The sequence below is a fragment of the Mesorhizobium sp. Z1-4 genome, from assembly GCF_004000235.1.
In the GTDB taxonomy this organism is placed as follows: Bacteria; Pseudomonadota; Alphaproteobacteria; order Rhizobiales; family Rhizobiaceae; genus RCIO01.
Genome location: NZ_RCIO01000002.1, coordinates 97,365 through 120,231 on the forward strand (window position 1 = coordinate 97,365; position 22,867 = coordinate 120,231).

Below are 22,867 nucleotides of genomic sequence, written 5' to 3' on the forward strand. Positions count from 1 at the left end.
CGTTCGTCGCGGCACCGTTTGCCTGCGTTGCCTGCAAGGGTACATAGTCGAGGCGGCTTGATGCAATGCAGGTCTCGAATCAGAAGGAGCGCAAATGCCAGCGTCGCAGAAACTGCCGGAAAAGATGATGGCGATCGCGATCAGCGAGCCAGGCGGTCCGATGGTGCTGAAGCCGGAAAAGCGCGACGTTCCCGCGCCGGGTGCCGGCGAAATCCTCATCAGGGTGAAGGCGGCGGGCGTCAACCGGCCTGATGTTGCGCAGCGCATGGGCGCCTATCCGCCGCCGCCGGGGGCTTCCGACCTGCCGGGCCTCGAGGCGGCCGGGGAAGTCGCGGCTGTCGGCGATGGCGTGACGCGATGGCTCCCGGGGGATCTGGTGACCGCGCTCACGCCCGGCGGTGCCTATGCCGAATTCTGTCTGACACATGAAAGCAATGCGCTGCCGGTGCCGCGCGGATTTGCGCTCACGGAAGCCGCAGCGGTGCCGGAAACCTACTTCACGGTATGGCACAATGTGTTCGAACGCGGGGCGCTGAAGCCCGGCGAGACACTGCTGGTCCACGGCGGAAGCTCCGGCATCGGCACGACCGCAATCCAGCTTGCCAGTGCTTTCGGCTCGAAGGTCATCGCAACGGCTGGCAGTGCCGGCAAATGCCAGGCCTGTCTAGATCTCGGAGCCACAAGGGCGATTAACTACCGCGAGGAAGACTTCGTCGAGGTTGTGAAGGAAGCGACCGGCGGCGCGGGTGCCAACGTCATCCTCGACATGGTCGGCGGAAGTTACGTGGCCCGCAATTACCGTGCTGCGGCCGTCGATGGGCGCATCGTGCAGATCGCTTCGCTTGGCGGAGCTGAAGCCGAGGCAAATTTTTCCATGCTCATGGTAAAACGGCTTACCCACACCGGCTCCACGCTTCGGCCCCGCACGGTCGAATTCAAGGGCGAAATCGCTGCGGCGCTGCGCGACAAGGTGTGGCCGCTTCTGGAAGAACGGAAAGTGGCGCCGGTGATGGACATGATCTTCCCGCTCAAGGAAGCCTGGCGCGCGCATGAGCGCATGGAAACCAGCGACCACATCGGCAAGATCGTTCTCGACGTGGGCTAGGCGGAAATTGGGCGGCGGCGTGCAAGAATTCTTGCTCCAGCCCCGCAAGACCGCTATATAGCCGCCCATTCCCACAGATTTGGTGGCATGAACCACCGCCCGCGCCAGGGACGCGGGCGAAGAAGAGGATTCGCATATATGGCCAATACGCTGCTGATGCCCAAGGCGACCGCTGTATGGCTGGTCGACAATACGGCGCTTTCGTTCGAGCAGATCGCACAGTTCTGCAAGCTGCATCCGCTTGAGGTGGGCGCCATCGCCGATGGCGATTCCGCGCAGGGCATCAAGGGTATGGACCCGATCATGACCGGCCAGCTCAGCCGCGACGAAATCGAAAAAGGCGAAGCCGATCCCGACTACCGTCTCAAGCTTTCGGAGCCGAAGGTGCGGGTGCCCGAATCCAAGCGCAAGGCGCCGCGCTACACGCCGGTATCCAAGCGCCAGGACCGCCCCAATGCGATCCTTTGGCTGGTGCGCAATCATCCTGAACTCAAGGATGCGCAGGTTTCGCGGCTGGTCGGAACGACCAAGGCGACCATCGAGCAGATCCGCAACCGTACGCACTGGAACTCTTCCAACCTGGTGCCGATGGACCCGGTGACGCTAGGCCTGTGCACGCAGATCGACCTCGATATGGAAGTGCAGAAGGCCGACCGCGGCCGCGATCACACGGCGGTGCCGTCGGGCGACACCCTGCTGCCTGCGTCCGAAACCGAGACGCTCAACCCCGATGCCGCCGCTTCGTCGGAGCCGGAAGAGGAAGAGCTCGACGCAAGCAAGGTGTTTGCAAAGCTGTCGTCGCTGAAGTCGACCGATGAAGCTGACGGCGAAGACAAGGGCTGACGCTTCTGCTTCCGGCGAGCGGCAGCCAGGCGGAGCTGAGCCGCAGCGCTGCTAGCGCCGCAGTCCGTGGGTTTCGAAATCGCGGTAAAAGTCCGCCAGCTGCTTGCCTCGCTCGGGCTTGAACTTGCGCCCGGCGTCGCGGATCTCGACGATTCTGTCGATACGAAATGCGCGGAAATCCTCGCGCATTTCGCACCATGCGACCAGCGTCCAGACCTTGCCCCAGAACCACAGTCCGAGTGGCCGAACATCGCGCTCCGTGCTGCGGCCAGCCTCGTCGGAATAGGCGAAGTTGAGAACGTTTCGAGTGTCGATCGCCCGTTCAAGGCGATCGAGCGCCTTTCGGGCGTCCTCACTGATCACCCAGTCCGGCATGTGGATTTCCGTGCGCGCGACGCGAGCCTTCTCGGCGTCGGGCAGCACGGCACTGATCTTGATCAGCGCCTCCTCGGCAGCGCGCGCCATCGCGGCGCCGCCAAATGCGCGCACCATACGGGCCCCGGCAACGAGCGCGACTATCTCATCCCGCGTAAACATCAGCGGCGGCAGGTCGAACCCCTCGCGCAGCAGATAACCGACGCCAGCCTCGCCATCGATCGGCACTCCGGACGACTGCAGGTCGGCAATATCGCGGTAGATGGTGCGCTCCGACACCTCGAGGCGTTCGCCCAGCATGCGCGCCGTGACCAGACGGCCGCCGCGCAGTTGCTGAACGATCTGGAACAGCCGGTCAGCGCGCCTCATGACGCGCCGCCTGCCGAATTGGGTTCAAACCTGATCTCATAGAGCTAAGCCGAAAACACGCCGATGCTGTTGCCGTCGGGATCGAGGCAATAGGCGAAGCGGCCAGCGGGCAACTCGATCACCGGGCTCACGACCTCGCCGCCATTGGCCCTGACCCGCTCCATCGCGGCATCAACGGAATCGACGGCCAGGTGCACGGTCGGCCCGGTGCCCCGAGGCGCGGGATTGCCCGGATAAATGTTTCCGCCGATCGACTCCGACTCCTTGGCCACGAATATCGACATCGGATTGGGGCCGCCTTCCTGGTCTTTGAGCTCATTGCCGACGACCGCTGAATAGAACGCTTTTGCACGTGCCATGTCGGAGACCGGAAGTTCGGCCCACACGACCGCGTTTTGTGGGATGAAACCTGCCATGATCGTACCTTTCTTTCAGAAGAAATGTCAGGGGAGGATACGCGCCAAGACTAGTCCGTACCCGAAAAACGCTCGCTATCGGGCCAGCCTATGTCTTTGCGCAGGCGCGCCGGAAGCCCAATGAGAACACGCTCCGCGCGCTTGCGTCGCAGGCTTTCGCGGTAGGTGCGTACACCGTCGAACAAGACTGCAAGTGCTGAGCCGCTGCCGGACATTGCGTGGTTCCCTTCGTGCTTTCGACGATGCCACAATCGCACATGCCTACTGACAACCTTCTGTCAGGATCAGATGCCGCTGCCGGAAGAGTGCCGGGGTTTGTCGCTTTGCAGTGGCGCCGCGGCGTGGGTCTTCCTATGGTCCGCGAAAAAGCGAGGTTTCATTATGCCGGTGTCGAGACGTATCCTAGTCGTACTTCTGTTGTTCGCATTCGTGTCGGTCGGGCGCGGCTATGCGCGCGACTGGGGTGCGATACCCTTCCCGTCTCTTGGCGAGGGCGTGGCAGTCTGCGAAGGCACCGGCAACCACCATCTGTGTTTCGGTCTTCGCTGTGCATCCGCTGACCGGATCCCGGAGTGGTTCACGTTCCAGACGGGCGGGGATTCGGCGACAGGTGACGTCAAGGTGTCGGTGGTGCTCGACGGATCGCGACATCACAATTTGCCGATGTCCGAAAAGCGGCGGCAAGAACTTGGGGAATGGGAATTCGCAGCGCAATTCGAATGGGCGCGCGACAGCCTATTCGTAGATCAACTGAAGGCGGGTTCGAGCATCTACGTCCTGATTGGGAATGTCTCGGGCGGAAGGCTTTCTTTGCAAGGGTCGACACGTGCGATCGATTCCATCCTGAAACAGTGCCGCCCGGTCCAGAAAAGCACAATGCCGGCTTCTCCGGCGGACGACGGCCAGGGTCTGAACGCGTCGCTTCTGGTAAATCCGGAGGCTGAAAGCCTTGCTCTCAGCCGTGCCGACATGCCGGCGCCGCTGGTTGCCGCTCTCAACGAGATTGACGCTGAATGCGGCTCCGAACGGGTTGATCCCGATGACAGCGGCTTTGTGGCAGAAGACATTGACAGCGATGGCATCTATGACTTCCTGCTCGACCATCAGGCATTCTGCCCGGCGCGGCGGCAAATGATCTGCGGCGCCTCGCATTGCCCCTATACGGCGGTTATTTCGGCGCAGGGCCAGTGGAAGCGGTTCGACTACATTCTGCAGGGATATCGCGGCTTTTCTTCCGAGGGGTTTCTCTTGCCGTGCCCCGACGGCAGCGATGCCGGCATCTGGCGGCAAGGCGACCGGCTGCTCAGGAAGTTCTGTGACGCACGCCCGGAGGTGGTGGCGACCTATTCGGCCGCTGCTCCTGAGCAGTCCGGCTATCCGAAAAACATGGTGACCCTGATGAACGGCATCCGCGAGGTTTGCGCGGCCGGGGGGAGTGCGGTTTCGTTTGACGGTGCGATTTCGCGCTTCGACTTCAACGGCGACGGCGAGGATGACTATCTGCTCGACACTGCTCAAATGCAGTGCCGCGAAAAAATGCAATACTGCGCGGTCAACGCCTGCCAGATCACGCTATTTGTGTCCCATGAGGGCCGGCATGTTGAAGGCGGATTTCTTTCGGCGGAACCGCGCATCGATGGCGACCGCCTGATGATACCGTGCCCAAGCAGCGCTGGCTTCTCCACCGTCACCTTCACAGAGGGGCGCTTCGAACAAACCTCTTGCCAGTGACGGAGGCTGCTATTTCTCGGGCTTGACCGCGACCGTGTAGTTAAGGGGCAGCCGGCCGCCGTCGGCGTAGATCGTCTGGCCGGTGATATAGCTGGCCTGGTCGGAGGCTAGGAAGGCGGCAATCGACGCGATCTCCGAAGGCTCGCCGACGCGGCCGAGCGGGGTGCGCGACAGCAGCCTCGTTCGCGATGCCGGATCGTCGTTCACACTGGCAAGCATGTCGGTCATGATCGAGCCTGGACCGATGGCGTTGACCCGTATCCCATGTTGGGCAAGGGACAGCGCCATGACCCGCGTTAGCTGGCCGACACCGCCCTTGGAAATCGAATAGGGCACCTGGTCGGGAATCGCCAAGGTCGCATTGACCGACGACATATTGATGATGCTGCCCGCCGTGCCGCCTTTCTCGACCTTCTCGACCATGAATTTCGCGACAGCCTGTCCGGTGAGGAAACTGCCTTTCAGATTGACGCGCAGCACGCGGTCGAAATCCTCTTCCGTCAGGTCAAGGAATTCGGCCCGGTGGACAATACCGGCATTGTTCACCAGAACATCGATGTCGCCGAACGTATCGATGGTCGCGGCCACCAGGTTGTGCACGTCGAGCCGGCGGCCAACATCTGCCTTGATGAACCGGCATTCGCCGAGTTGCTCCAGATTTGCGAGGGCGTTGGCGCCCTTGTCGCTGTTGACGTCGGCAAATACCACCTTGGCACCGTCGCGCAGGAACCGTTCCGCGATTGCGAAGCCAATGCCGCCGGCTCCACCGGTTACGATCGCGATTTTGCCGTCCAGTGCCATCAGGAACTCCCGTTTTCGGAACAGCTGGCATAGGCCTGCGGGCGGCGACCGGTCAACAGCGGGAGCCCCCGAAGCGGCGTCGGGCGTCCAGCGCCAGCCCCATTCCGACCGAGCCGAACTGGTCCGACTCCGGGGTGTGTGCATGCGGAAACCGTGCAGTTGCGACCGCCCGGACGATTGGAACCTGCGCGCCGCCGCCGGTGAGGATCACGGTTTCGATGTCGCGGGCCTCCACGCCGGCGAGGTGCAGCACGTCGCCGATCGCGCGGTCGATACGCTGAACCAGTTCGCGCGCCGTCGCTTCGAACTCGGTTCGCATGACCGGATGAATGAAGTCCAACCCCGGCTCGGAAAAGCGGATCTGTGCTTCCGGTTCCGTGGTCAACTCGATTTTGGCGGCCTCGACATGTGCCGCCATGCGATGGCCGGACCGATTTTCCAGCAAATGCCGGTACCTCTCCAGCTTGGCCGGTTCCGCCGCTTCACGTATCAAGGAACGGATGTCGCGCATCGTCGCACCGGTATAAAGCCGGTTGATCCTGTGCCATGTCGCCATGTCGTTGAAGTACCAGACCGGCAGGTGGCGCTTGCCGTCGAGCGTGCGGGTGCCAAGCCCGAAATGCGGCATCACATGCGCGATGCTGAGCTGGCGGTCGAAGTCCGTGCCGCCGACGTGAACCCCTGACGTGCCCAGAATATCGCCTGCGCGATCCACATTGCGGGCGCGCCGGGGCGAGAGCCGCAGAACGGAAAAATCCGACGTGCCGCCGCCGATGTCGACCACAAGCGCAAGGGTTTCGTCGGAGAGCATGTGTTCGACATGAAGGGCAGCGGCCACGGGTTCGAACTGGAACTCCACATGGCCGAAACCTTCAGCATGCGCCGCGGCTTCCAACTGTTCCTGCGCGCGCCGGTCTGCTGCGTTATCGTCATCGACGAAACGTACGGGGCGCCCGAATACGACCTTCTGGGGCACCTCACCGTGAGCGGCTTCGATACGCTGGCGCAGGTGGCCGAGAAAGCGGCCGATGATGCGCTGGAAAGTCAGCCGGTCGCGCCCAACCAGTGTTGTCTCTTCCATCAAGCCGGTGCCCAGGATCGATTTGAGAGCACGCATGAAACGGCCTTCGGCGCTGTTCATGTAGCGGGACACTGCGTCTCGCCCGAATGACACGCCGCCGCCGTCGAGGCTAAAGAACAGGGCAGAGGGTATCGTGCCTTCCCCGCGTTCCAGTGGCACAAGAGCGGGTGCTCCGCCGGCGTCGCAAACACCGACGGTGGAATTGGTGGTGCCGAAATCGACACCACAAAAAAGAGCTGACATTGCCGGTTGCTCGCAATGCTGCGCCGGGCGCCGAAAAGCACCCCGCTGGGTGGACTTCATGGAAGAGGGAGGCCCGTCTACAGCAATGCGGCTTGGGAGGAAACCCTGCCGGCGGCGTTTCTAGGCGCCGATGCCCTTTTCCTTCAGTGCCGCGCCGATCTCGTCGAGGATTGCCGGGTCGTCGATCGTCGCCGGCATCGACCATTCCTCGCCATCGGCGATCTTCTGCATGGTGCCGCGCAGGATCTTGCCGGAGCGCGTCTTGGGCAGCCGCTTTACCGCGACCGTGAGCTTGTAAGCCGCAACCGGGCCGATACGCTCGCGCACCAGCGCCACGACTTCCTTTTCGATCTCGGCGGCGTCGCGGCTGACGCCTGCATTCAGCACCACGAAACCGCAGGGTATTTGCCCCTTCAGCGCATCGGCCATGCCGATGACGGCGCATTCGGCAACGTCCGGGTGTTCGGCGATCACCTCTTCCATGCCGCCGGTCGAGAGCCGGTGGCCGGCGACATTGATGATGTCGTCGGTACGCGCCATGATGAAGAGGTAGCCGTCCTCGTCGATATAGCCCGCGTCCGCGGTTTTATAATAGCCGGGGAACTCCACGAGATAGGCATCGCGGAAACGCTGGTCGGCGTTCCACAGTGTCGGCAGGCAGCCAGGCGGCAGCGGCAGTTTCACGACCACATTACCGAGCGTGCCGGTGTCGACCGGGTGCCCCTCGTCCGACACCACCTGAACGTCGTAACCCGGCATCGAAACAGCGGGTGAGCCGTATTTGACCGGCAGCATGCCGAGCCCGATGGGGTTGTTGGAAATCGGCGAGCCAGTCTCGGTCTGCCACCAGTGGTCGATGACAGGCACCTTGAGCTGGTTTTCCGCCCATTTGATCGTCTCTGGGTCGGCGCGCTCGCCGGCCAGGAACAGCGTGCGGAAGTTAGACAGATCGTATCTGCGAACGAACTCGCCCTTCGGGTCCTGTCCCTTGATGGCGCGGAAGGCGGTCGGTGCCGTAAAGAGCGCGGCAACCTTGTGCTCCTCGATCACGCGCCAGAATGTGCCGGCGTCAGGCGTGCCGACCGGTTTGCCCTCGAACAGGATCGTCGTGCAGCCATGCAGCAGCGGCGCATAGACGATGTAGGAATGGCCGACGACCCAGCCGACATCGGAGGCCGCCCAGAACACTTCTCCGGGGTCGACGCCATACTGGTTTTTCATCGACCATTTGAGCGCGACCATGTGGCCGCCATTGTCGCGCACCACGCCCTTGGGCTGGCCGGTGGTGCCGGATGTATAGAGCACGTATAGCGGGTCGGTGGCCGCGACCGGAACGCAGGGCACTTGCCTGCCGGCCGCCTTGGCGACCGAAACCGCCTCTGCGTAATCGACATCGCGGCCAGGCGTCAGCTCGCATTCGAGCTCCGGCCGCTGGAGAATGACGCATTTCGAAGGCTTCGACTTCGCCAGATCGATCGCGCCGTCGAGCAGCGGTTTGTAAGCGACCACCCGGCCAGGTTCTATCCCGCATGAGGCGGAGATGATCGTGACCGGCTTTGCGTCGTCGATGCGGGTAGCGAGTTCGCGCGCGGCGAAGCCGCCGAATACGACGGAATGGATCGCGCCGATGCGCGCGCAGGCGAGCATGGCGAAGGCAGCTTCGGCGACCATCGGCATGTAGATCAGGACGCGGTCGCCCTTTTTGACGCCATTGTCCTGCAAAACGGCAGCGAGAGCTTCGACTTCGCGCTTCAGCTCGGCATAGGTGAATTTGCGCTGCGTGCCGGTGATCGGGCTGTCATGGATGAGAGCCAGCTGGTCGGCGCGGCCGGTTTCGACATGTCGGTCTACGGCGTTGTAACAGGTGTTGCATTGCGCGCCCGCGAACCAGCGGCCGTAGACGCCCTGGTCGGGATCGAACACCTTGTCCCAGGGCTTCGACCAGTCGATCTCCCTCGCGGCTTCCGCCCAGAATGCTTCCGGATCGGCTTTCCAGGCGGCATAGACTTGCGAATAGCGCGTTGGCATCACCTTCCTCCCATTGCCATCACTGACTTATGGCGGGCATCGAACATTGTCTATCAACCGAAGGTCTGACGCGGCGCATTGACCGGGGTCAAGGTTTCGCCTGCCGGCAGAAGCCGCTAGGTATCGGTCCGAACCCGGAGATTCGGCCGCCATGGCAAAGATCATCTCACTGCTGCTTCTGGGCCTGATGGTGGTGCACATCATCCGGCCGCTCGGACTGCCGGGTCTCAGGAAGCGCGCCGACTTCTGGAAGATCGCCGTTGTTGCGCTAGCCGCGATGATGCTGACCGTTGCGGTGCGGCCCGGCTAGGCAGAAGCCCGGATACCAACGTCCAGATATGGTCGGCCCAGGCCGCATAACCGGCCTCCGAAGCATGAAAGCCGTCGCTCGAAAATCCGGATGCGTCAAAGATTGGCAGGCGCGAGGCAGCCAATGCGCCGCGCTCCTGGCAAAGACGCGTCCCCATGCCGTTGATGAGGTCGGCCCGGATACCGAGTATGCGGCCAAGCAGAGGCGGTAAAGCCGGAACCTTCTCCATTTCCACCACGGGCGACCAGACGATCTGCGCCTCGGGCCATTTGGCGCGCAGCGCATAGAGCAAACCGCCGAATTCGCGCTTGAAACGTGACACGGTGTGAAAGTTCTTGGCGTCGTTGGTGCCGACCGAAAGCACGATCAGGTTCCAGCCGTCATGCGCGAGATTGGGCAGAACATGGTCGCGCAGCTGGCCGGCGGTCGCCGAATTGAAACCGGCGGCGCGCCAGTCGACCGGGCAGCCGGTTTCAGCGGCAATCCGGGCGGCCAGAAGCGCGGCAAGCCCGCGTTCCGTCTTGCCGATGCCGACCGAGGCGGCGGAGGAATCGCCGACCACCAGCAGCCTTACCGGCTCGCCTTTGCCGGGTATGTGGTGAATGACCGGACCTTCGGCCGGCAGCAATCGCTCGGTGCGCAGCCGCACGCCGACGCCCTGCCAGACATAAGCAGGTAAAGCGAGCCAGGAGAGGAGGGATTTGAAGATCATTTCCGCTACTCTCCTGTCCGCTCGGCACACTAGCCCGCGCGCGAGGCCTCGAAGATGCCGTCGATCGTTGAAGCAAGCGCTTCGTTGAATTCGGCGTCGCTCTGGCCCGCTGACAGGCCTTCGGTCAGCGCGCGCGAGAAGCTCGCGATCATGCCGGTGTTCTGCGCCAGCTTGGCGTTGGCATCCTCGCGCGAGTAACCGCCCGACAGCGCCACGACGCGCATGACGCGCGGATCGTCTGTCAGCGGCTTGTAGAGGTTCGGCTTGTTCGGCAGGGTGAGCTTCAGCATGATCTGCTTGCCGGCCGGCACCGTGTCGAGCTGCCTGGTGATTTCGGCGAGCAGCATGTCCTCGGCCTCGGCCTTGTCGGAAATCGAGATCGTCACTTCCGGTTCGATGATCGGCACCAGCCCATGCGACAGGATCTGGTTGCCGATTTCAAATTGCTGGGCCACGACTGCTGCTATGCCCTTCGGGTTGGCGGCGTCGATGACGGAGCGCATCTTGGTGCCGAACACGCCCTTGGCGACCGCACGTTCCAGCAGCGCGTCGAGACCCGGCATCGGCTTCATCAACTTCACGCCGTCCGTCTCGTCGGCGAGGCCCTTGTCGACTTTCAGGAACGGCACCACACCGCGATTTTCCCACAGATACTGCGCGGTCGCCACGCCATCCACCTCGCGGTCCATGGTCTGCTCGAACAGGATCGCGCCCATCACCTTGTCGCCGGTGAAGGCAGGCGACTTGATAATGCGCGCACGCATCTGGTGGATGAGATCGAACATCTCATCGTCATTCGACCATGCATCTTCGGAGACGCCATAGAGCTTGAGCGCCTTCGGGGTCGATCCGCCCGACTGGTCGAGGGCCGCGATGAAGCCATCCTTGTTCGCGGCCTGCGCCGCCATTTGCGTGTTCGTCATCTCGTTCTCCCGATGTCGATATGGTTCTGAAAGTTGTCGCGAACGGGTGCGGTCAGGGCTTTAGAGCCTCGACGCCGGGCAAGTCTTTGCCTTCCATCCATTCAAGGAATGCGCCGCCGGCGGTTGAAACATAAGTGAAGTCGTCCGCGACGCCGGCGTGGTTGAGTGCCGCCACCGTGTCGCCGCCGCCGGCAACCGAAACCAGCAGGCCTTCGCGTGTACGGGCCGCAGCAAATTTGGCCGCATCCACTGTCGCGCGATCGAAAGGGGCTATCTCGAATGCGCCGAGCGGGCCGTTCCAGACCAGCGTCTTTGCCTTTTCCAGCCAGCCGGTAACCGCCTTCACGGTCTCCGGTCCGGCGTCGAGGATCATGGCGTCGGCAGGTACTTCCGTCACCGGCACGGTTTCGCTTTCCGCGCCTGCCTCGAATTTCCCTGCCACAACGGCATCGCTCGGCAACACGATGACACAGCCGGCACCTGCGGCTTCGGTCATGATGGTCTTCGCCGTCTGGGCGAGGTCATGTTCGCAAAGCGACTTGCCGACATCGGTGCCGCGTGCGGCGAGGAAGGTGTTGGCCATGCCGCCGCCGATGACCAGCGCGTCCACCTTATGGACGAGGTTGGTGAGAAGATCGATCTTCGTCGACACTTTGGCGCCACCGACGATCGCGACCACGGGGCGCTCGGGATCGCCGAGACCCTTTTCGAGCGCATCCAGCTCCGCCTGCATGGTGCGGCCCGCATAGGCCGGCAGGACATGGGCGAGCCCCTCGGTCGAGGCATGGGCACGGTGCGCTGCGGAAAAAGCGTCGTTGACATAGACGTCGCCATTTTCAGCGAGCGCCTTCACGAAGTCAGGCTCGTTCTTTTCCTCACCGGCGTGGAAGCGGGTGTTTTCCAGAAGGAGAATATCGCCGCCAACCATCTCTGAAACCGCCTTGCGCGCCGGCTCGCCGATGCAATCGGAAGCGAAGAAGACACGACGGTCGAGAACGGTCTCCGTTGCGGCAGCAACCGGCTTCAGCGACTGGGCAGGGTCGGCCTTGCCTTTGGGGCGGCCGAAATGGGCAAGCAGGATGACCTTCGCGCCCTTTTCAGAGAGTTCGAGGATCGTGCCAGCCACCCTCTCGATGCGCGTGGTGTCGGTAACCCGGCCCCCGGCCATCGGCACGTTCAGGTCGACGCGTACGAGCACGCGTTTGCCTGCAGGGTCGAGGTCGTCGAGGGTACGGAAGCTGGACATGCTCTGCCTTTCACGGGATTCGCGCGCGCACCATACAGCCCGCCGCCCGCCGTGCAATATCAGGCTTTGTCGCGGCCCTCAGAATCGGCATCCGCGTCCGCCGGTTTCGCTTTCCCAGGCCCGTCGGACGCGATTTCGGAAGGCTCCACATCATCCCCCGGCTCCCGCGGCTTGCGGCGCGCCAACCGAGCGGCGATGAATGTACGTAGCTTGTGCGCCACTTCGCGGCCTGTAAGAAACAGCGGCACCTGCGGGTTTTGCGCCTCAGGCTCGAGCGATACGCCGACGGTTTCGACCTTGCCCGCGTCGTCCACGTCGCGGACGATCAGCTCGACAGGCCCCACTGCCACCCGGTCGGCATACTCGGCCTGGCCGCCCAGCCTCGAGGCCATCATCTCGGCAATCGTCATCGCGTCTTCGCCCGGGCGAAGTTCGATCCCATATGCAGACTGCAAGTCGGCCACCGGCCGCGAGGGATCGATGGCAAAGGCACCGAAAAACTCCTCGTCGTCGACTTCCACAGGCAGGGGGCTCGCGAACAGCCGGTCGAGAAGTGGCGGGTAACGCGAGGAAATGAAGAGATAGACATAATCGCCGGCGCGCAGCCGGCCGGCATATTGATACCGCATGGACTGGCCGTCGCGCACGACCAGCGACGGCCGCGCCCAGCGTGGAATACGTTCGCCCTGTTCCACAGGACTGCCCGGCACAACGTGATAGACAAGAAGCTCGTGGCTCGCCGTACCGGGCAGTTCGACTTCGAGCTTTTCGACCGGGCCAATGCGTTTCGGCACCAGAAGGCCCAGCCGGCGGGCAAGCGGGTTGATCGTCCAACCCTGCACGAGAAGCGATACAAGCACGATGATGAAGGCGACATTGAAGATGGTCGTGCCGTTGTCGAGGCCGCCCAGCAGCGGCACGATTGCGAGCAGGATGGAGACCGCTCCACGCAGGCCAACCCAGGCGACGAAGGCGCTTTCGGAGCGCTGGAAGTCGAACGGCAGAAGCGTGAGCCATACGGCGACCGGCCGTGCAACGAAGATCAGGAACAGCGCCAGCAGAATTGCGGGAATGGCAATCGAGGGAAACTGCGACGGGGTGGCGAGCAGGCCGAGGACCAGGAACATGATGATCTGCGCCAGCCAGGTCATGCCGTCCTGAAAGCGGCGCAGTACGGGGGTGGCCTTCATCTGCCGGTTGCCGGCGTAGAGACCGGCAACATATGCCGCCAGGAAGCCCGAGCCGCCCAGCGCGCCGGTGACGGAAAAGACCAGCAGCGCCAGTGCGATCACAAAGATCGGCACCAGCCCGCGCTCCATGTTCAACCGGTTGACGAGCCCGACGATCATGACGCCGCCGCCATAGCCCGCGATCAGGCCGATACCCATCTGGAGCACGAAATCGAGCAGGAACCCGATGCCGTTCGTTCCGCCGTCGCGTGCCAGGATCGCCTCAACCAGCGCGATGGTGAGGAAGATCGCCATCGGGTCGTTCGAGCCGGATTCGATCTCCAGTGTGGCGCGCACCTTCTCGCGGATTGAAATGCCGCCGATGCGCAACAGGAAGAACACGGCAGCGGCGTCGGTGGAACCGACGATCGCGCCGAGCAGAAACGATTCCAGCCAGGAAAAGCCCAGCAGCAGACGTGCCGCAAGGCCGAAAAAGAGGCTGGTCAGGAGGACGCCGGCAGTCGCCAGTGTCAGCGCCGGCCAGGCTGCCTGACGGAACGATTGTACCGCCGTACCGAAGCCGGAATCGAACAGAATGACGGCAAGGGCCAGGGAGCAGACAAAATAGGCAACGCCGGCATTGTGAAAATCGATACCGAGACCATCGACGCCGGCCAAAAGTCCGATGCCCAGGAACAGAAGCAGCAACGGTGCGCCGAAGCGGAAAGCGAGCAGGCTCGAAAAGGCCGCAACCAGCACGAGCAGCGTGCCGATCAGCGTGACCAGGTATATCCCTTCGAGCATTGAGCCAACTTTCCGATTGCGCCGTGCGGTCTGTTGCGCGCCTCAATGGCGGAATATTGGCGGAGCGTGCTGCAATGCCGCAAGGGCAAGTGCCGAAAAAGGCAAGAAAAAAGCCCGGCGGGGCCGGGCTTTTATAAAACCGAGGGCTGCGATCTTCAGATCAGCTTGCCAATCGCCACCGCGGTGTCGGCCATGCGGTTCGAGAAACCCCACTCATTGTCGTACCACGACATGACGCGCACCAGGTCGCCTTCGATCACCTTGGTCTGGTCGAGCGCAAAGGTCGAGGAAGCCGGATTGTGGTTCAGGTCGATCGAAACCAGAGGTTCGTTGGTGTAGGCGAGGATGCCCTTCAATGGGCCGTCGGCAGCAGCGACGAGCGCGTTGTTGACCTCTTCCACCGTTACCTTTTTTCGCGGCACGAACTTGAAGTCGATCACCGACACGTTCGGGGTCGGCACACGGATCGACACACCGTCCAGCTTGCCGTTGAGCTCCGGGAGCACAAGGCCGACGGCCTTGGCGGCGCCGGTCGAGGTCGGGATCATCGACATCGCCGCGGCGCGGGCGCGGTAGAGGTCCTTGTGCATGGTGTCCAGCGTCGGCTGATCGCCAGTGTAGGCATGGACCGTCGTCATGAAGCCCTTTTCGATGCCGAATGCGTCATTGAGCACCTTGGCGACCGGCGCCAGGCAGTTGGTGGTGCAAGAAGCATTTGATACGACAAGGTGCTCCTTGGTCAGCTTGTCCTCGTTGACGCCGTAGACAACGGTCAGGTCGGCGCCGCTTGCGGGTGCAGAGACCAGCACGCGCTTGGCGCCTGCTTCAAGATGCGCGGAGGCTTTTTCTTTCGAGGTGAAGATGCCGGTGCATTCGAGCGCGATGTCGACGCCGAGTTCCTTCCAGGGCAGCTTGGCGGGGTCGCGTTCGGCCAAAACCTTGAAGCTGTCGCCGCCCTCGATGTGGATCGTGTCGCCGTCAACCTTGACGCTCTTCGGGAAGCGTCCGTGAACGCTGTCATAGCGCATCAGGTGCGCGTTGGTCTCGACCGGTCCGAGATCGTTGATGGCAACAACATCGATATCCTTGCGGCCGGACTCATAGATGGCGCGGACAATGTTGCGGCCGATGCGGCCAAATCCGTTGATGGCGACTTTAACGGTCATGCGATGATCTCCTCGCGGACGTGTTGGGGCATTCCAGCCAGGACGCTGGAGAATTCGGGCGCGCCCTGACGGGCAGGCACGCCCTCTTAACGGCGCTGCGGGGAAGAATCCAGCGGGACTGCCGGAAAAGCATTGGTGCAACGGCATTTGGCCGCAATGCCGCTCAAACTAGAGCCAAATCAATGCTGCGGCGGCACGGATGGACGGGTGCAGGGCGGTGTGGCTAATGTACCGCCGCTGAAGCCCACGGAAAGGATGCTCGCATGGCATACCGATTACTGTCTGTGGTGGTCTTTCTCCTGGCGCTGCCCCTTGCGGCGCATGCCGGAAAACCGCCTTCAGGCTTCGAGGAGGCCCGGTTTCAGGGCCGCAGCCCGCAATTCGACGCGGATGCCGTCACCTTCACTCTCATGAGAGGCGATTGTTCGAAGAAGGTTTACGGCGACGGCCGCGGTGAGAGCGACTGCAAGAACGGCAATCTTCGATCACAGATCCACACGCGCAACAAGCAGAAACTCGGCAGAACCTACGAATATTCGATGGAAATCTGGGTCGATCCGGCATTCACGAATTTTGTCGCCTACGGCCAGCCGCGAAGCCCGCTGCTGATTGCTGAGTGGCAGCGCATCAACACGATCAAGAACCACATCTATGAACTGCATCTCGATTCCATGCGCGGCGTCCAGTTCGAAGACAAGAATTGCTTCGGGCCGAAGAGCTTTGGCGAATGGCGCCGGTTTTCGATGGTGGTGAAGTGGTCGAAGGGCAATGACGGATTTTTGCGCGTAACCTGCGACGATCAGGTGATCTATGAGCTCTCAGGTCAGCAGACTGCTGTTCCGCCGCTGTGCGGCGAACAGGTCAAGCTGCAATGCGATCCGAAACGCCAGGATCTGCGCAAGCCGGTGCAATGGCAGATCGGACCAAAACTTGGAGGTTTTGGCGTGGAGCACAAGAAATACGGCATGCCGAGCCAGTTCCGGACATTTCCGGAAAACGGCCTTCGGCTGAAAGTCCGCAATCTCTATTACGGTAAGCTGCGGCAATAGCCGTGGCAGATGCCACGGCCCGAACGCTCAGGCCTCGTCGTCAAGCCCGGCCATGGCGGCCTTGACGACCGCCTCGGCGGTGATACCGAAGTGAGCGTAGAGTTCCTTGTAGGGTCCGCTCGCTCCGTAGCTGCTCATGCCGATAAACTTGCCGTCCGAGCCGATGAAGCGGTCCCAGCCCTGCCGGACACCTGCCTCGACCGCGATACGCACCGGTGCGGTGCCGATAACGGCGGCCTGATATTCGGCGCTCTGTTGCTCGAACAGTTCGAAGGAGGGAACGGACACCACCCGTGCCGGGACGCCATTCTTCTCGAGCTCGGCCTGCGCGTTTACGGCGATCTCGACCTCCGAGCCGGTGGCGAAGATCGTCACCTTGGCATCGTCGGAGGCCATGCGAAGCTCGTAGGCGCCAAGTGCGCACAGATTGTCGTCGCTGGCTTCCAGGCGAACGGCAGGCAGGTTCTGGCGGGTCAGGGCGAGTGTCGAAGCCGACTTGCGGCTTGTGAGCGCGATCTGCCAGCACTCTGCGGTTTCCATCGCGTCCGCTGGGCGGAAAACCAGGTGGTTCGGGATCGCGCGCAGCGCCGCCACCTGTTCGACCGGCTGGTGGGTTGGGCCGTCTTCGCCAAGGCCGATGGAATCGTGCGTCATGACGAAGATGGAGCGGATGCCCATCAGCGAGGCGAGGCGCATTGCCGGGCGCGCGTAGTCGGAGAACGCCAGGAACGTGCCGCCGTATGGAATGACGCCGCCATGCAGCGCCATACCGTTGATGGCGGCAGCCATGCCGTGTTCGCGAATGCCGTAATAGACGTACCGGCCGTCATATTCGCCGGGCGCAATCGGTTTGGTCTGGCTGGTCTTGGTGTTGTTGGAGCCGGTCAGGTCGGCCGAACCGCCGATCGTCTCGGGCACGACGCCGTTGATGACTTCAAGCGCCATCTCGGACGATTTGCGCGTCGCGACATTGGGCTTGTCCTCGGCCAGCTTCTTTTTGTAGTCGGCCATGGCGCTGTCGAATTCGGTCGGAAGGTCGCCGCTCATGCGCCGCTCGAACTCGGCGCGCAGTTCGCCATCCGTATCGGTGAGGCGCTGTTCCCACGCCTTGCGCTCCTTCGCCGAACGCAGGCCTGCGAGGCGCCAGTCATCCAGAATGTCGGACGGGATAACAAAGGGCGGCGAATCCCAGTTCAACGCCTTTCGCGTTGCGGCGATTTCCTCGTCGCCAAGCGGCGAGCCGTGCACCTTGGAGGTGCCGGCCTTGCTGGGGGAGCCGAAACCGATCGTGGTGCGGAAGGCAATCATGGTCGGCCGGTCGGACTGGCGCGCCTTTTCAATCGCGGCGGCGATGGCGTCCGGATCGTGTCCGTCGGCCTGCAGCGTGTTCCAGCCGGAAGCCTCGAAGCGCTTCGCCTGGTCGGTGGAATCGGACAGCGAAACCGGGCCGTCGATGGAGATGCGGTTGTCGTCCCACATCACGATCAGCTTGTTGAGCCTGAGGTGGCCGGCGAGCGCGATGGCCTCCTGGCTGATACCTTCCATCAGGCAACCGTCGCCGGCCAGCACATAGGTATAATGATCGACGAGACCGTCGCCGAAGCGCGCATTGAGAATACGTTCCGCAAGCGCCATGCCGACGCCGTTTGCCAGGCCCTGGCCCAGCGGCCCGGTCGTGGTTTCGATGCCGGCGGCGTGGCCGTATTCAGGGTGGCCCGCTGTGCGGGAGCCGAGCTGGCGGAAGTTCTTGATCTCGTCCAGCGTGATGTCTTCGTAACCCGACAGATAGAGCAGCGAATATAGCAGCATTGAGCCGTGGCCGGCGGACAGGACGAAACGGTCGCGGTCGGCCCAGTCCGGCTGCTTCGGGTCATGCGTCATGAACTGGGTGAACAGCACCGTGGCGATATCGGCGGCGCCCATCGGCAGGCCGGGGTGTCCCGAATTCGCTGCCTGGACGGCGTCCATCGACAGAAAACGGATGGCATTGGCCATCCGGTCATGCTTTTCGCGTGAAGTCATTTCTTATGCTCGCTGACGGCCCCAGGCCAGGAATGGACATGCGGCGCGCTTGCCGCCGGAAAAAAGCAGGCGACACATATCAGGTGCCGCCCCTGAGTCAACAAAGCGGGCGGGCACCTGCCGCAGCCGTTCCACAACCTGTAAACAGACCAAGAACGCGGGGAAAGCCAATAGGGATTGGTTGACGCGTGCTTCACACGAAGCCTAATCTTTTCCGTCTAACGGCCTGCCATCAGGGCATGATTCCACGCGTACTCTGTCCGGAAAGTCGCCATGTCGAGCGAACCGACACTGAAAGAGGTGATCGCCCGCCTGGGGAAGGCGATCGATTCGCTTGAGGAGTCGGTCACGGAGCGCGTGGGCCGCGAACAGGACTCCGAGGAGGCCGAGGCGGAGGTTCAGCGGCTGAATGCCGACCGCGCGCGGCTTGCGCAGGAGCTCGATTCTTCCGAAGCCAGGGCTGAGCGTCTCGTAGACGCAAACAAGGAAGTGTCCCGCCGGCTGGTGACGGCGATGGAAACGATCAGGGCGGTCCTGGACAGGTAGTCCGGCAAACGAGATGCGGCGATGGCTCAAGTCACAGTAACGATTGACGGCAAGCAGTACCGGATGGCCTGCGACGAGGGGCAGGAAGAGCACCTCATCGATCTCGCATCGCGTTTCGACCGCTATGTCGCCCATCTGAAGGAGAGTTTCGGGGAGATCGGCGACCAACGTATCACCGTGATGTCCGGTATTATGGTGATGGACGAACTCGCGGAGCTGCAAAAGCGGGTTCTCGGCATGGAGAGCGAGATTGCCACGCTGCGCAAGACGCGTGACGATGCACTTGTGAAAGCCGACAAGAACGACGCCGCCCTTGTCGGAGCGCTGTCACACCTGGCCGAGCGCATGGAAGCGCTGGCTGGCAAGCTCGAACGCAAGGCGGACTAAAGCCGCAGTTCCAGAAGAGGAATCGTGCGGCCCGGGATCGAGCCTGAGGGCTCGTCGCCGATCCTGCGGGCGCCGTGGTGTTCGTAGAATGGTACTGCGCCTGGATCGGCCGCGATTTCGAGCGAAGTCGCGCCGCGGGCGGCGGCTTCTTCTGTCGCCCAACGGAGGAGCCGGCGGCCAAGGCCGAGCCCCATGAAACGCGGATCGACAAACAGTTTATCGAGATGCCAAACGCTGTCTTCCTCGCCGATTTCGGCTATGGCAGCGAGGCCGCCATCAACGGTGGCGACCCTGAGCAGCGGTGCGGCGGCGGTTTCAGGCGTCACCGTCAGCTCGGCGCGGCAGGCCTCCATAAATGTGCTGTCATAACCCCAATGCGCCTTGGAGCGCAGACACAGCTCGGTGAGGCAGGCGGCCTCGCCGGGGCGTGCGGCGCGCAGCGCGATGTTTGGGGGTATCGCCTGCGCCATCGAACTCAAAACTCGTGAAAGAGCATATCTAGCGCGGCGACGATTTCGTCGTGGTGTGCAGAGAGGTTACCGATCGGCTCGTCGAACAGCGTGTTGGGAACGGCCCCGATCAGTTGAGTTGCCATCACAAGCTTCTCGCCATCGAGTTCGAATACGGGATGAAGCCTGCGGATCGAGGGTGGCGTCTCGGACACTGGCAGAAGAGGAACGACGGCGCGCGATTGCAGCTGCTCGATGAGGTCAGTCTGGACATCGAGCACGCGCGTTCCCTGCAGCAGAAAAACATCGTAGCGCGCCAAGCTCAGAACATCCGATATTTGGCGAGTGGCAGGCCGTTTTCCTCGACATACCGGTTCCAGCCCTCGATCGCTTCGCGGTTTTCTTCCTTCCAGCGGCGGGATTTTTCAGCCGAAACGGCCTGCGCGATGCTTTCCTCGGCGACGCGGGACATGTTGATGCCCAGCTCTTTCGCCTCGGCGAGCAGCTCCTTGTTGAGCGACAGATTGACGGATTTGCGGGCGGGCGGTCTGGTCAGCATGGCGAACTCCTATGCGCATAATGTATGCGCATGATGCGCATGCATCAACCGCCCTCCATTTCCTCACGCAGCAGTTCCAGCTCCAGCCACTCTTCCTCCAGAGCGGAGCGCTTCTCGCGCAGCGTGTCGAGTTTCGCAGCCGTGTCGGCAAAAGCCTTCGGTTCCTTGCTGTAGAAATCAGGGTCGGCGAGCCTGGCTTCCAGCTTGTCGATTTCGACCGTTGCCGCCTCGATCTCCTTCGGCAGGTTCTCAAGCGCGTATTTCTGCTTGTAGGAGAGTTTTGCAGAGCCCGAGTGTGGCTTTTCGGCCTTTTGTGCCGCAGGCGCTGCTGCCTTCGAAGAACTGGACTTTGTGGCGCTTTTGATGTCGCGGCTGCCACGCTGCGCCAGCATATCGGAATAGCCGCCGGCATATTCGGTCCAGCGGCCGTCGCCTTCCGGTACCAGTATGCTGGTCACCGTCCGGTCCAGGAAATCGCGGTCGTGGCTGACGAGAATGACGGTGCCAGGATAGCCAGCGACGAGTTCCTGCAGCAGATCGAGCGTTTCCATGTCGAGGTCGTTGGTCGGCTCGTCGAGCACAAGCAGGTTCGACGGCCGTGCCAGAATGCGGGCCAGAGCCAGCCGCGCCTTTTCGCCGCCGGAGAGCTCGCGAACGGGCGAACGCGCCTGTTCGGGCTTGAACAAGAAATCCTTCATGTAGGACGCAACATGGCGCGGTTTGCCGTCCACCGAAATCTGGTCGCCGGCACCCTCGGTCAGGTAATGCGCGAGCGTTTCCATCGGGTCCGGCATCTCGCGGTGCTGGTCGAAGCTCGCGAGTTCCAGGTTCGCGCCGTGGCGGATGGTGCCGCCGTCAGGTGTCAGCGCGCCGGTCAAAAGCTTGAGCAGCGTTGTCTTGCCGGCGCCGTTCGGACCGACGAGCCCAAGGCGATCACCGCGCGCCACGCGGATCGAAAAGTCACTTACGATCGGCCTGTCGCCATAGCTCTTGGCGATGTCCTTCGCCTCGATAACCAGCTTGCCGGAATCTCCGGCGTCAGAGGCTTTCAGCGTAGCCGTACCCTCTGGGCCGCGCCGCGTGCGGTGGCGCTCGCGCATGGTCTGCAATTCGCCCAGCCGGCGCATGTTGCGCTTGCGGCGCGCAGTGACGCCGTAGCGCAGCCAGTGTTCCTCGCGCACGATCTGGCGGCCGAGTTTGTGCTGATCGCGCTCTTCTTCTTCCAGCAGCCTGTCCCGCCAGGCTTCGAAGGCGCCGAAGCCTTCTTCCAGCCGGCGGACCGTGCCGCGATCGAGCCAGATGGTGGTCTTCGAAACCCGTTCGAGAAAACGCCGATCATGCGAAATCATGACGATCGCGGAAGGGGAGCGCACCAGCTCGCCTTCCAGCCATTCGATTGTCGCGAGATCGAGGTGATTGGTTGGTTCGTCGAGCAGCAGGATGTCGGGTTCGGGCGCCAGAACGCGTGCTATCGCGGCGCGGCGGCCTTCGCCACCGGAAAGGGTTGCGGGGTTTTCCGCGCCTGTGAGGCCGAGACCATCCAGCAGATAGTCCGCCCGGTTCTGGTCGTCGGCGGGACCAAGGCCCGCAACGACATAATCGCGTACGGTTTCGAAACCTGCCGTGTCAGGCGCTTGCGGCAGATACCGCACTGTCGCATTGGGTTGGCGGAACAGCGTGCCCTCGCGCGGTTCGACCAGCCCGGCGGCGATCTTCAGCAAGGTCGACTTGCCGGAACCGTTGCGGCCGACCAGAGCGATGTGTTCGCCCGCCGACACGTTGAGCGAAATGTCTTCAAGCAGCGGGTCGCCACCGAAAGACAGGCCAATGCCGTCGAGCTGGAGAAGCGGAGGCGCCATGGTCAGGCCGCCGCGTCAACGGGCAGATTGGCGACCAGCATGGCCCGGCCCGCCTCAAGACTTGCGGTCAGCCGGGTTTCGACCTCATTGGATATCGTGAGCGACGAGCCGAAAGTGACGAAGCGGCGGTCAAGCGGCCATTTGACGCCGCGCAGCGTCAGCCCGGCCAGATCGCCGAAGCCCAGAACCGAAAACACCGTACCTCGCGGATAATCGAACTCGGCATCGCCCGGCAGTAGCGGTACAGCCTCAGTCGTGCCGCTTGTCAGCAGAACCCGGAGGCCGCTCTCGGCCGCGCGCATCGCGGTGGTCAGATGCAGAAAGGCATGGTCGGCCCGTTCGCCGCCAAAGGCGCCAGCGAGAATAATCTCGGTCGCACCGTCGCTGCGCGCGACTTCGATGGCGATTTCACCGTCGGTCTTGTCTTTCTCAGCCGGAAACCGTGCCGTCGGGACGTCGCCATGCTCGGCATGGTGATCGTCGGTCGCTGAGTCGAAGTCGCCAACCCACAGATCCGGCGACAGGCCGAGCGCCGAGGCGTACCGGATTCCGGAATCGGCCGCGATCACGCGGGTCCCGCCAATCTGCGCCCGTAGTCTCGGGGTCGGAGTGAGGTCACCGGCGAGAAGTATCGTCGTTCGCTTCGAATTCTGGCTCATGGCGCGCGCTCCTAT

At 62.7% G+C, this 22,867-nt stretch carries 23 protein-coding genes; 6 read left to right on the forward strand and 17 right to left on the reverse strand.

Going from position 1 to position 22,867, the window contains the following annotated elements; translation table 11 throughout:
• Nucleotides 1-94: 94 nt before the first annotated feature.
• Together EP165_RS07485 and EP165_RS07490 are read left to right on the forward strand one after the other, a co-directional pair.
• Entirely contained in the window at nt 95-1,105 is a 1,011-nt protein-coding gene (locus EP165_RS07485) for an NAD(P)H-quinone oxidoreductase (RefSeq protein ID WP_127521073.1), read from the forward strand.
• A gap of 138 nt (nt 1,106-1,243) precedes the next feature.
• On the forward strand, nt 1,244-1,948 hold the full coding sequence (locus EP165_RS07490; RefSeq protein ID WP_127521075.1) for a DUF1013 domain-containing protein: 705 nt from the start codon (nt 1,244-1,246) through the stop codon (nt 1,946-1,948).
• A gap of 51 nt (nt 1,949-1,999) precedes the next feature.
• Here EP165_RS07490 and EP165_RS07495 read toward each other — a convergent pair whose 3' ends face one another.
• The 3 genes from EP165_RS07495 to EP165_RS20380 are packed head-to-tail and all read right to left on the reverse strand — an operon-like array spanning nt 2,000 to nt 3,323.
• The gene (locus EP165_RS07495; protein WP_127521077.1) at nt 2,000-2,692 is read right to left on the reverse strand and encodes a helix-turn-helix transcriptional regulator; all 693 of its coding nucleotides are present in this window, start codon (nt 2,690-2,692) and stop codon (nt 2,000-2,002) included.
• Nucleotides 2,693-2,736: 44 nt separating this feature from the next.
• On the reverse strand, nt 2,737-3,108 hold the full coding sequence (locus tag EP165_RS07500; protein WP_127521079.1) for a VOC family protein: 372 nt from the start codon (nt 3,106-3,108) through the stop codon (nt 2,737-2,739).
• Nucleotides 3,109-3,158: 50 nt separating this feature from the next.
• Nucleotides 3,159-3,323, reverse strand: coding sequence for a hypothetical protein (locus EP165_RS20380; RefSeq protein WP_164742981.1), 165 nt, complete (start codon nt 3,321-3,323; stop codon nt 3,159-3,161).
• 166 nt (nt 3,324-3,489) lie between these two features.
• Between EP165_RS20380 and EP165_RS07505 the strand changes: the two genes are divergently transcribed.
• Nucleotides 3,490-4,839, forward strand: coding sequence for a hypothetical protein (locus EP165_RS07505; RefSeq protein WP_127521081.1), 1,350 nt, complete (start codon nt 3,490-3,492; stop codon nt 4,837-4,839).
• A 9-nt stretch (nt 4,840-4,848) separates the two neighbouring features.
• On the opposite strand, the gene EP165_RS07510 is transcribed toward EP165_RS07505, so the two are convergent.
• The 8 genes from EP165_RS07510 to gap all read right to left on the reverse strand — a co-directional run bounded on the left by EP165_RS07510 (nt 4,849) and on the right by gap (nt 15,322).
• A complete protein-coding gene (locus tag EP165_RS07510; protein ID WP_127521083.1) occupies nt 4,849-5,640 on the reverse strand; it encodes an SDR family NAD(P)-dependent oxidoreductase in 792 nt (263 codons plus the stop codon).
• 52 nt (nt 5,641-5,692) lie between these two features.
• Nucleotides 5,693-6,964 carry an Hsp70 family protein gene (locus EP165_RS07515; RefSeq protein WP_127521085.1) on the reverse strand — a complete coding sequence of 424 codons (1,272 nt, stop codon included), beginning with the start codon at nt 6,962-6,964 and terminating at the stop codon, nt 5,693-5,695.
• Nucleotides 6,965-7,084: 120 nt separating this feature from the next.
• Nucleotides 7,085-8,992: a propionyl-CoA synthetase gene (locus EP165_RS07520; protein ID WP_127521087.1), complete on the reverse strand. Its 1,908-nt coding sequence runs from the start codon at nt 8,990-8,992 to the stop codon at nt 7,085-7,087.
• A gap of 227 nt (nt 8,993-9,219) precedes the next feature.
• Nucleotides 9,220-10,014, reverse strand: coding sequence for an SGNH/GDSL hydrolase family protein (locus tag EP165_RS07525; RefSeq protein ID WP_127521089.1), 795 nt, complete (start codon nt 10,012-10,014; stop codon nt 9,220-9,222).
• Nucleotides 10,015-10,043: 29 nt separating this feature from the next.
• Nucleotides 10,044-10,937, reverse strand: coding sequence for a fructose bisphosphate aldolase (locus tag EP165_RS07530; protein WP_127521091.1), 894 nt, complete (start codon nt 10,935-10,937; stop codon nt 10,044-10,046).
• Nucleotides 10,938-10,989: 52 nt separating this feature from the next.
• On the reverse strand, nt 10,990-12,183 hold the full coding sequence (locus EP165_RS07535) for a phosphoglycerate kinase (protein ID WP_127521093.1): 1,194 nt from the start codon (nt 12,181-12,183) through the stop codon (nt 10,990-10,992).
• Nucleotides 12,184-12,242: 59 nt separating this feature from the next.
• Nucleotides 12,243-14,156 carry a potassium/proton antiporter gene (locus EP165_RS07540; RefSeq protein WP_127521095.1) on the reverse strand — a complete coding sequence of 638 codons (1,914 nt, stop codon included), beginning with the start codon at nt 14,154-14,156 and terminating at the stop codon, nt 12,243-12,245.
• Nucleotides 14,157-14,311: 155 nt separating this feature from the next.
• Nucleotides 14,312-15,322: a type I glyceraldehyde-3-phosphate dehydrogenase gene (gene gap / locus EP165_RS07545; RefSeq protein ID WP_127521097.1), complete on the reverse strand. Its 1,011-nt coding sequence runs from the start codon at nt 15,320-15,322 to the stop codon at nt 14,312-14,314.
• A gap of 263 nt (nt 15,323-15,585) precedes the next feature.
• On the opposite strand from gap, the gene EP165_RS07550 reads away from it, so the two are divergent.
• Nucleotides 15,586-16,371 (forward strand): polysaccharide lyase family protein, encoded by a 786-nt coding sequence (locus EP165_RS07550; RefSeq protein ID WP_127521099.1) that lies wholly within the window; start codon nt 15,586-15,588, stop codon nt 16,369-16,371.
• Nucleotides 16,372-16,398: 27 nt separating this feature from the next.
• Here the strand turns inward: EP165_RS07550 and tkt are convergent, their stop codons facing one another.
• Entirely contained in the window at nt 16,399-18,393 is a 1,995-nt protein-coding gene (gene tkt, locus EP165_RS07555; RefSeq protein ID WP_127521101.1) for a transketolase, read from the reverse strand.
• A 273-nt stretch (nt 18,394-18,666) separates the two neighbouring features.
• On the opposite strand from tkt, the gene EP165_RS07560 reads away from it, so the two are divergent.
• Both EP165_RS07560 and EP165_RS07565 read left to right on the forward strand, forming a co-directional pair.
• Nucleotides 18,667-18,939, forward strand: a complete 273-nt coding sequence (locus EP165_RS07560; RefSeq protein ID WP_127521103.1) for a DUF4164 domain-containing protein — start codon at nt 18,667-18,669, stop codon at nt 18,937-18,939.
• Between the two features lie 21 nt (nt 18,940-18,960).
• Entirely contained in the window at nt 18,961-19,326 is a 366-nt protein-coding gene (locus tag EP165_RS07565) for a cell division protein ZapA (protein ID WP_127521105.1), read from the forward strand.
• On the opposite strand, the gene EP165_RS07570 is transcribed toward EP165_RS07565, so the two are convergent.
• The 5 genes from EP165_RS07570 to EP165_RS07590 are packed head-to-tail and all read right to left on the reverse strand — an operon-like array spanning nt 19,323 to nt 22,852.
• Complete coding sequence (locus EP165_RS07570; protein ID WP_127521107.1) at nt 19,323-19,796, reverse strand: GNAT family N-acetyltransferase; 474 nt, start codon at nt 19,794-19,796, stop codon at nt 19,323-19,325. The two genes, EP165_RS07565 and EP165_RS07570, sit on opposite strands and share 4 nt — an antisense overlap.
• Nucleotides 19,797-19,801: 5 nt before the next feature.
• Nucleotides 19,802-20,095: a CcdB family protein gene (locus EP165_RS07575; RefSeq protein WP_127521109.1), complete on the reverse strand. Its 294-nt coding sequence runs from the start codon at nt 20,093-20,095 to the stop codon at nt 19,802-19,804.
• A 2-nt stretch (nt 20,096-20,097) separates the two neighbouring features.
• Nucleotides 20,098-20,334, reverse strand: coding sequence for a type II toxin-antitoxin system CcdA family antitoxin (locus tag EP165_RS07580; RefSeq protein WP_127521111.1), 237 nt, complete (start codon nt 20,332-20,334; stop codon nt 20,098-20,100).
• Nucleotides 20,335-20,378: 44 nt separating this feature from the next.
• Nucleotides 20,379-22,193 (reverse strand): ABC-F family ATP-binding cassette domain-containing protein, encoded by a 1,815-nt coding sequence (locus EP165_RS07585; RefSeq protein ID WP_127521113.1) that lies wholly within the window; start codon nt 22,191-22,193, stop codon nt 20,379-20,381.
• A gap of 2 nt (nt 22,194-22,195) precedes the next feature.
• Nucleotides 22,196-22,852 carry a thiamine diphosphokinase gene (locus EP165_RS07590; protein WP_127521115.1) on the reverse strand — a complete coding sequence of 219 codons (657 nt, stop codon included), beginning with the start codon at nt 22,850-22,852 and terminating at the stop codon, nt 22,196-22,198.
• Nucleotides 22,853-22,867 lie beyond the last annotated feature (15 nt).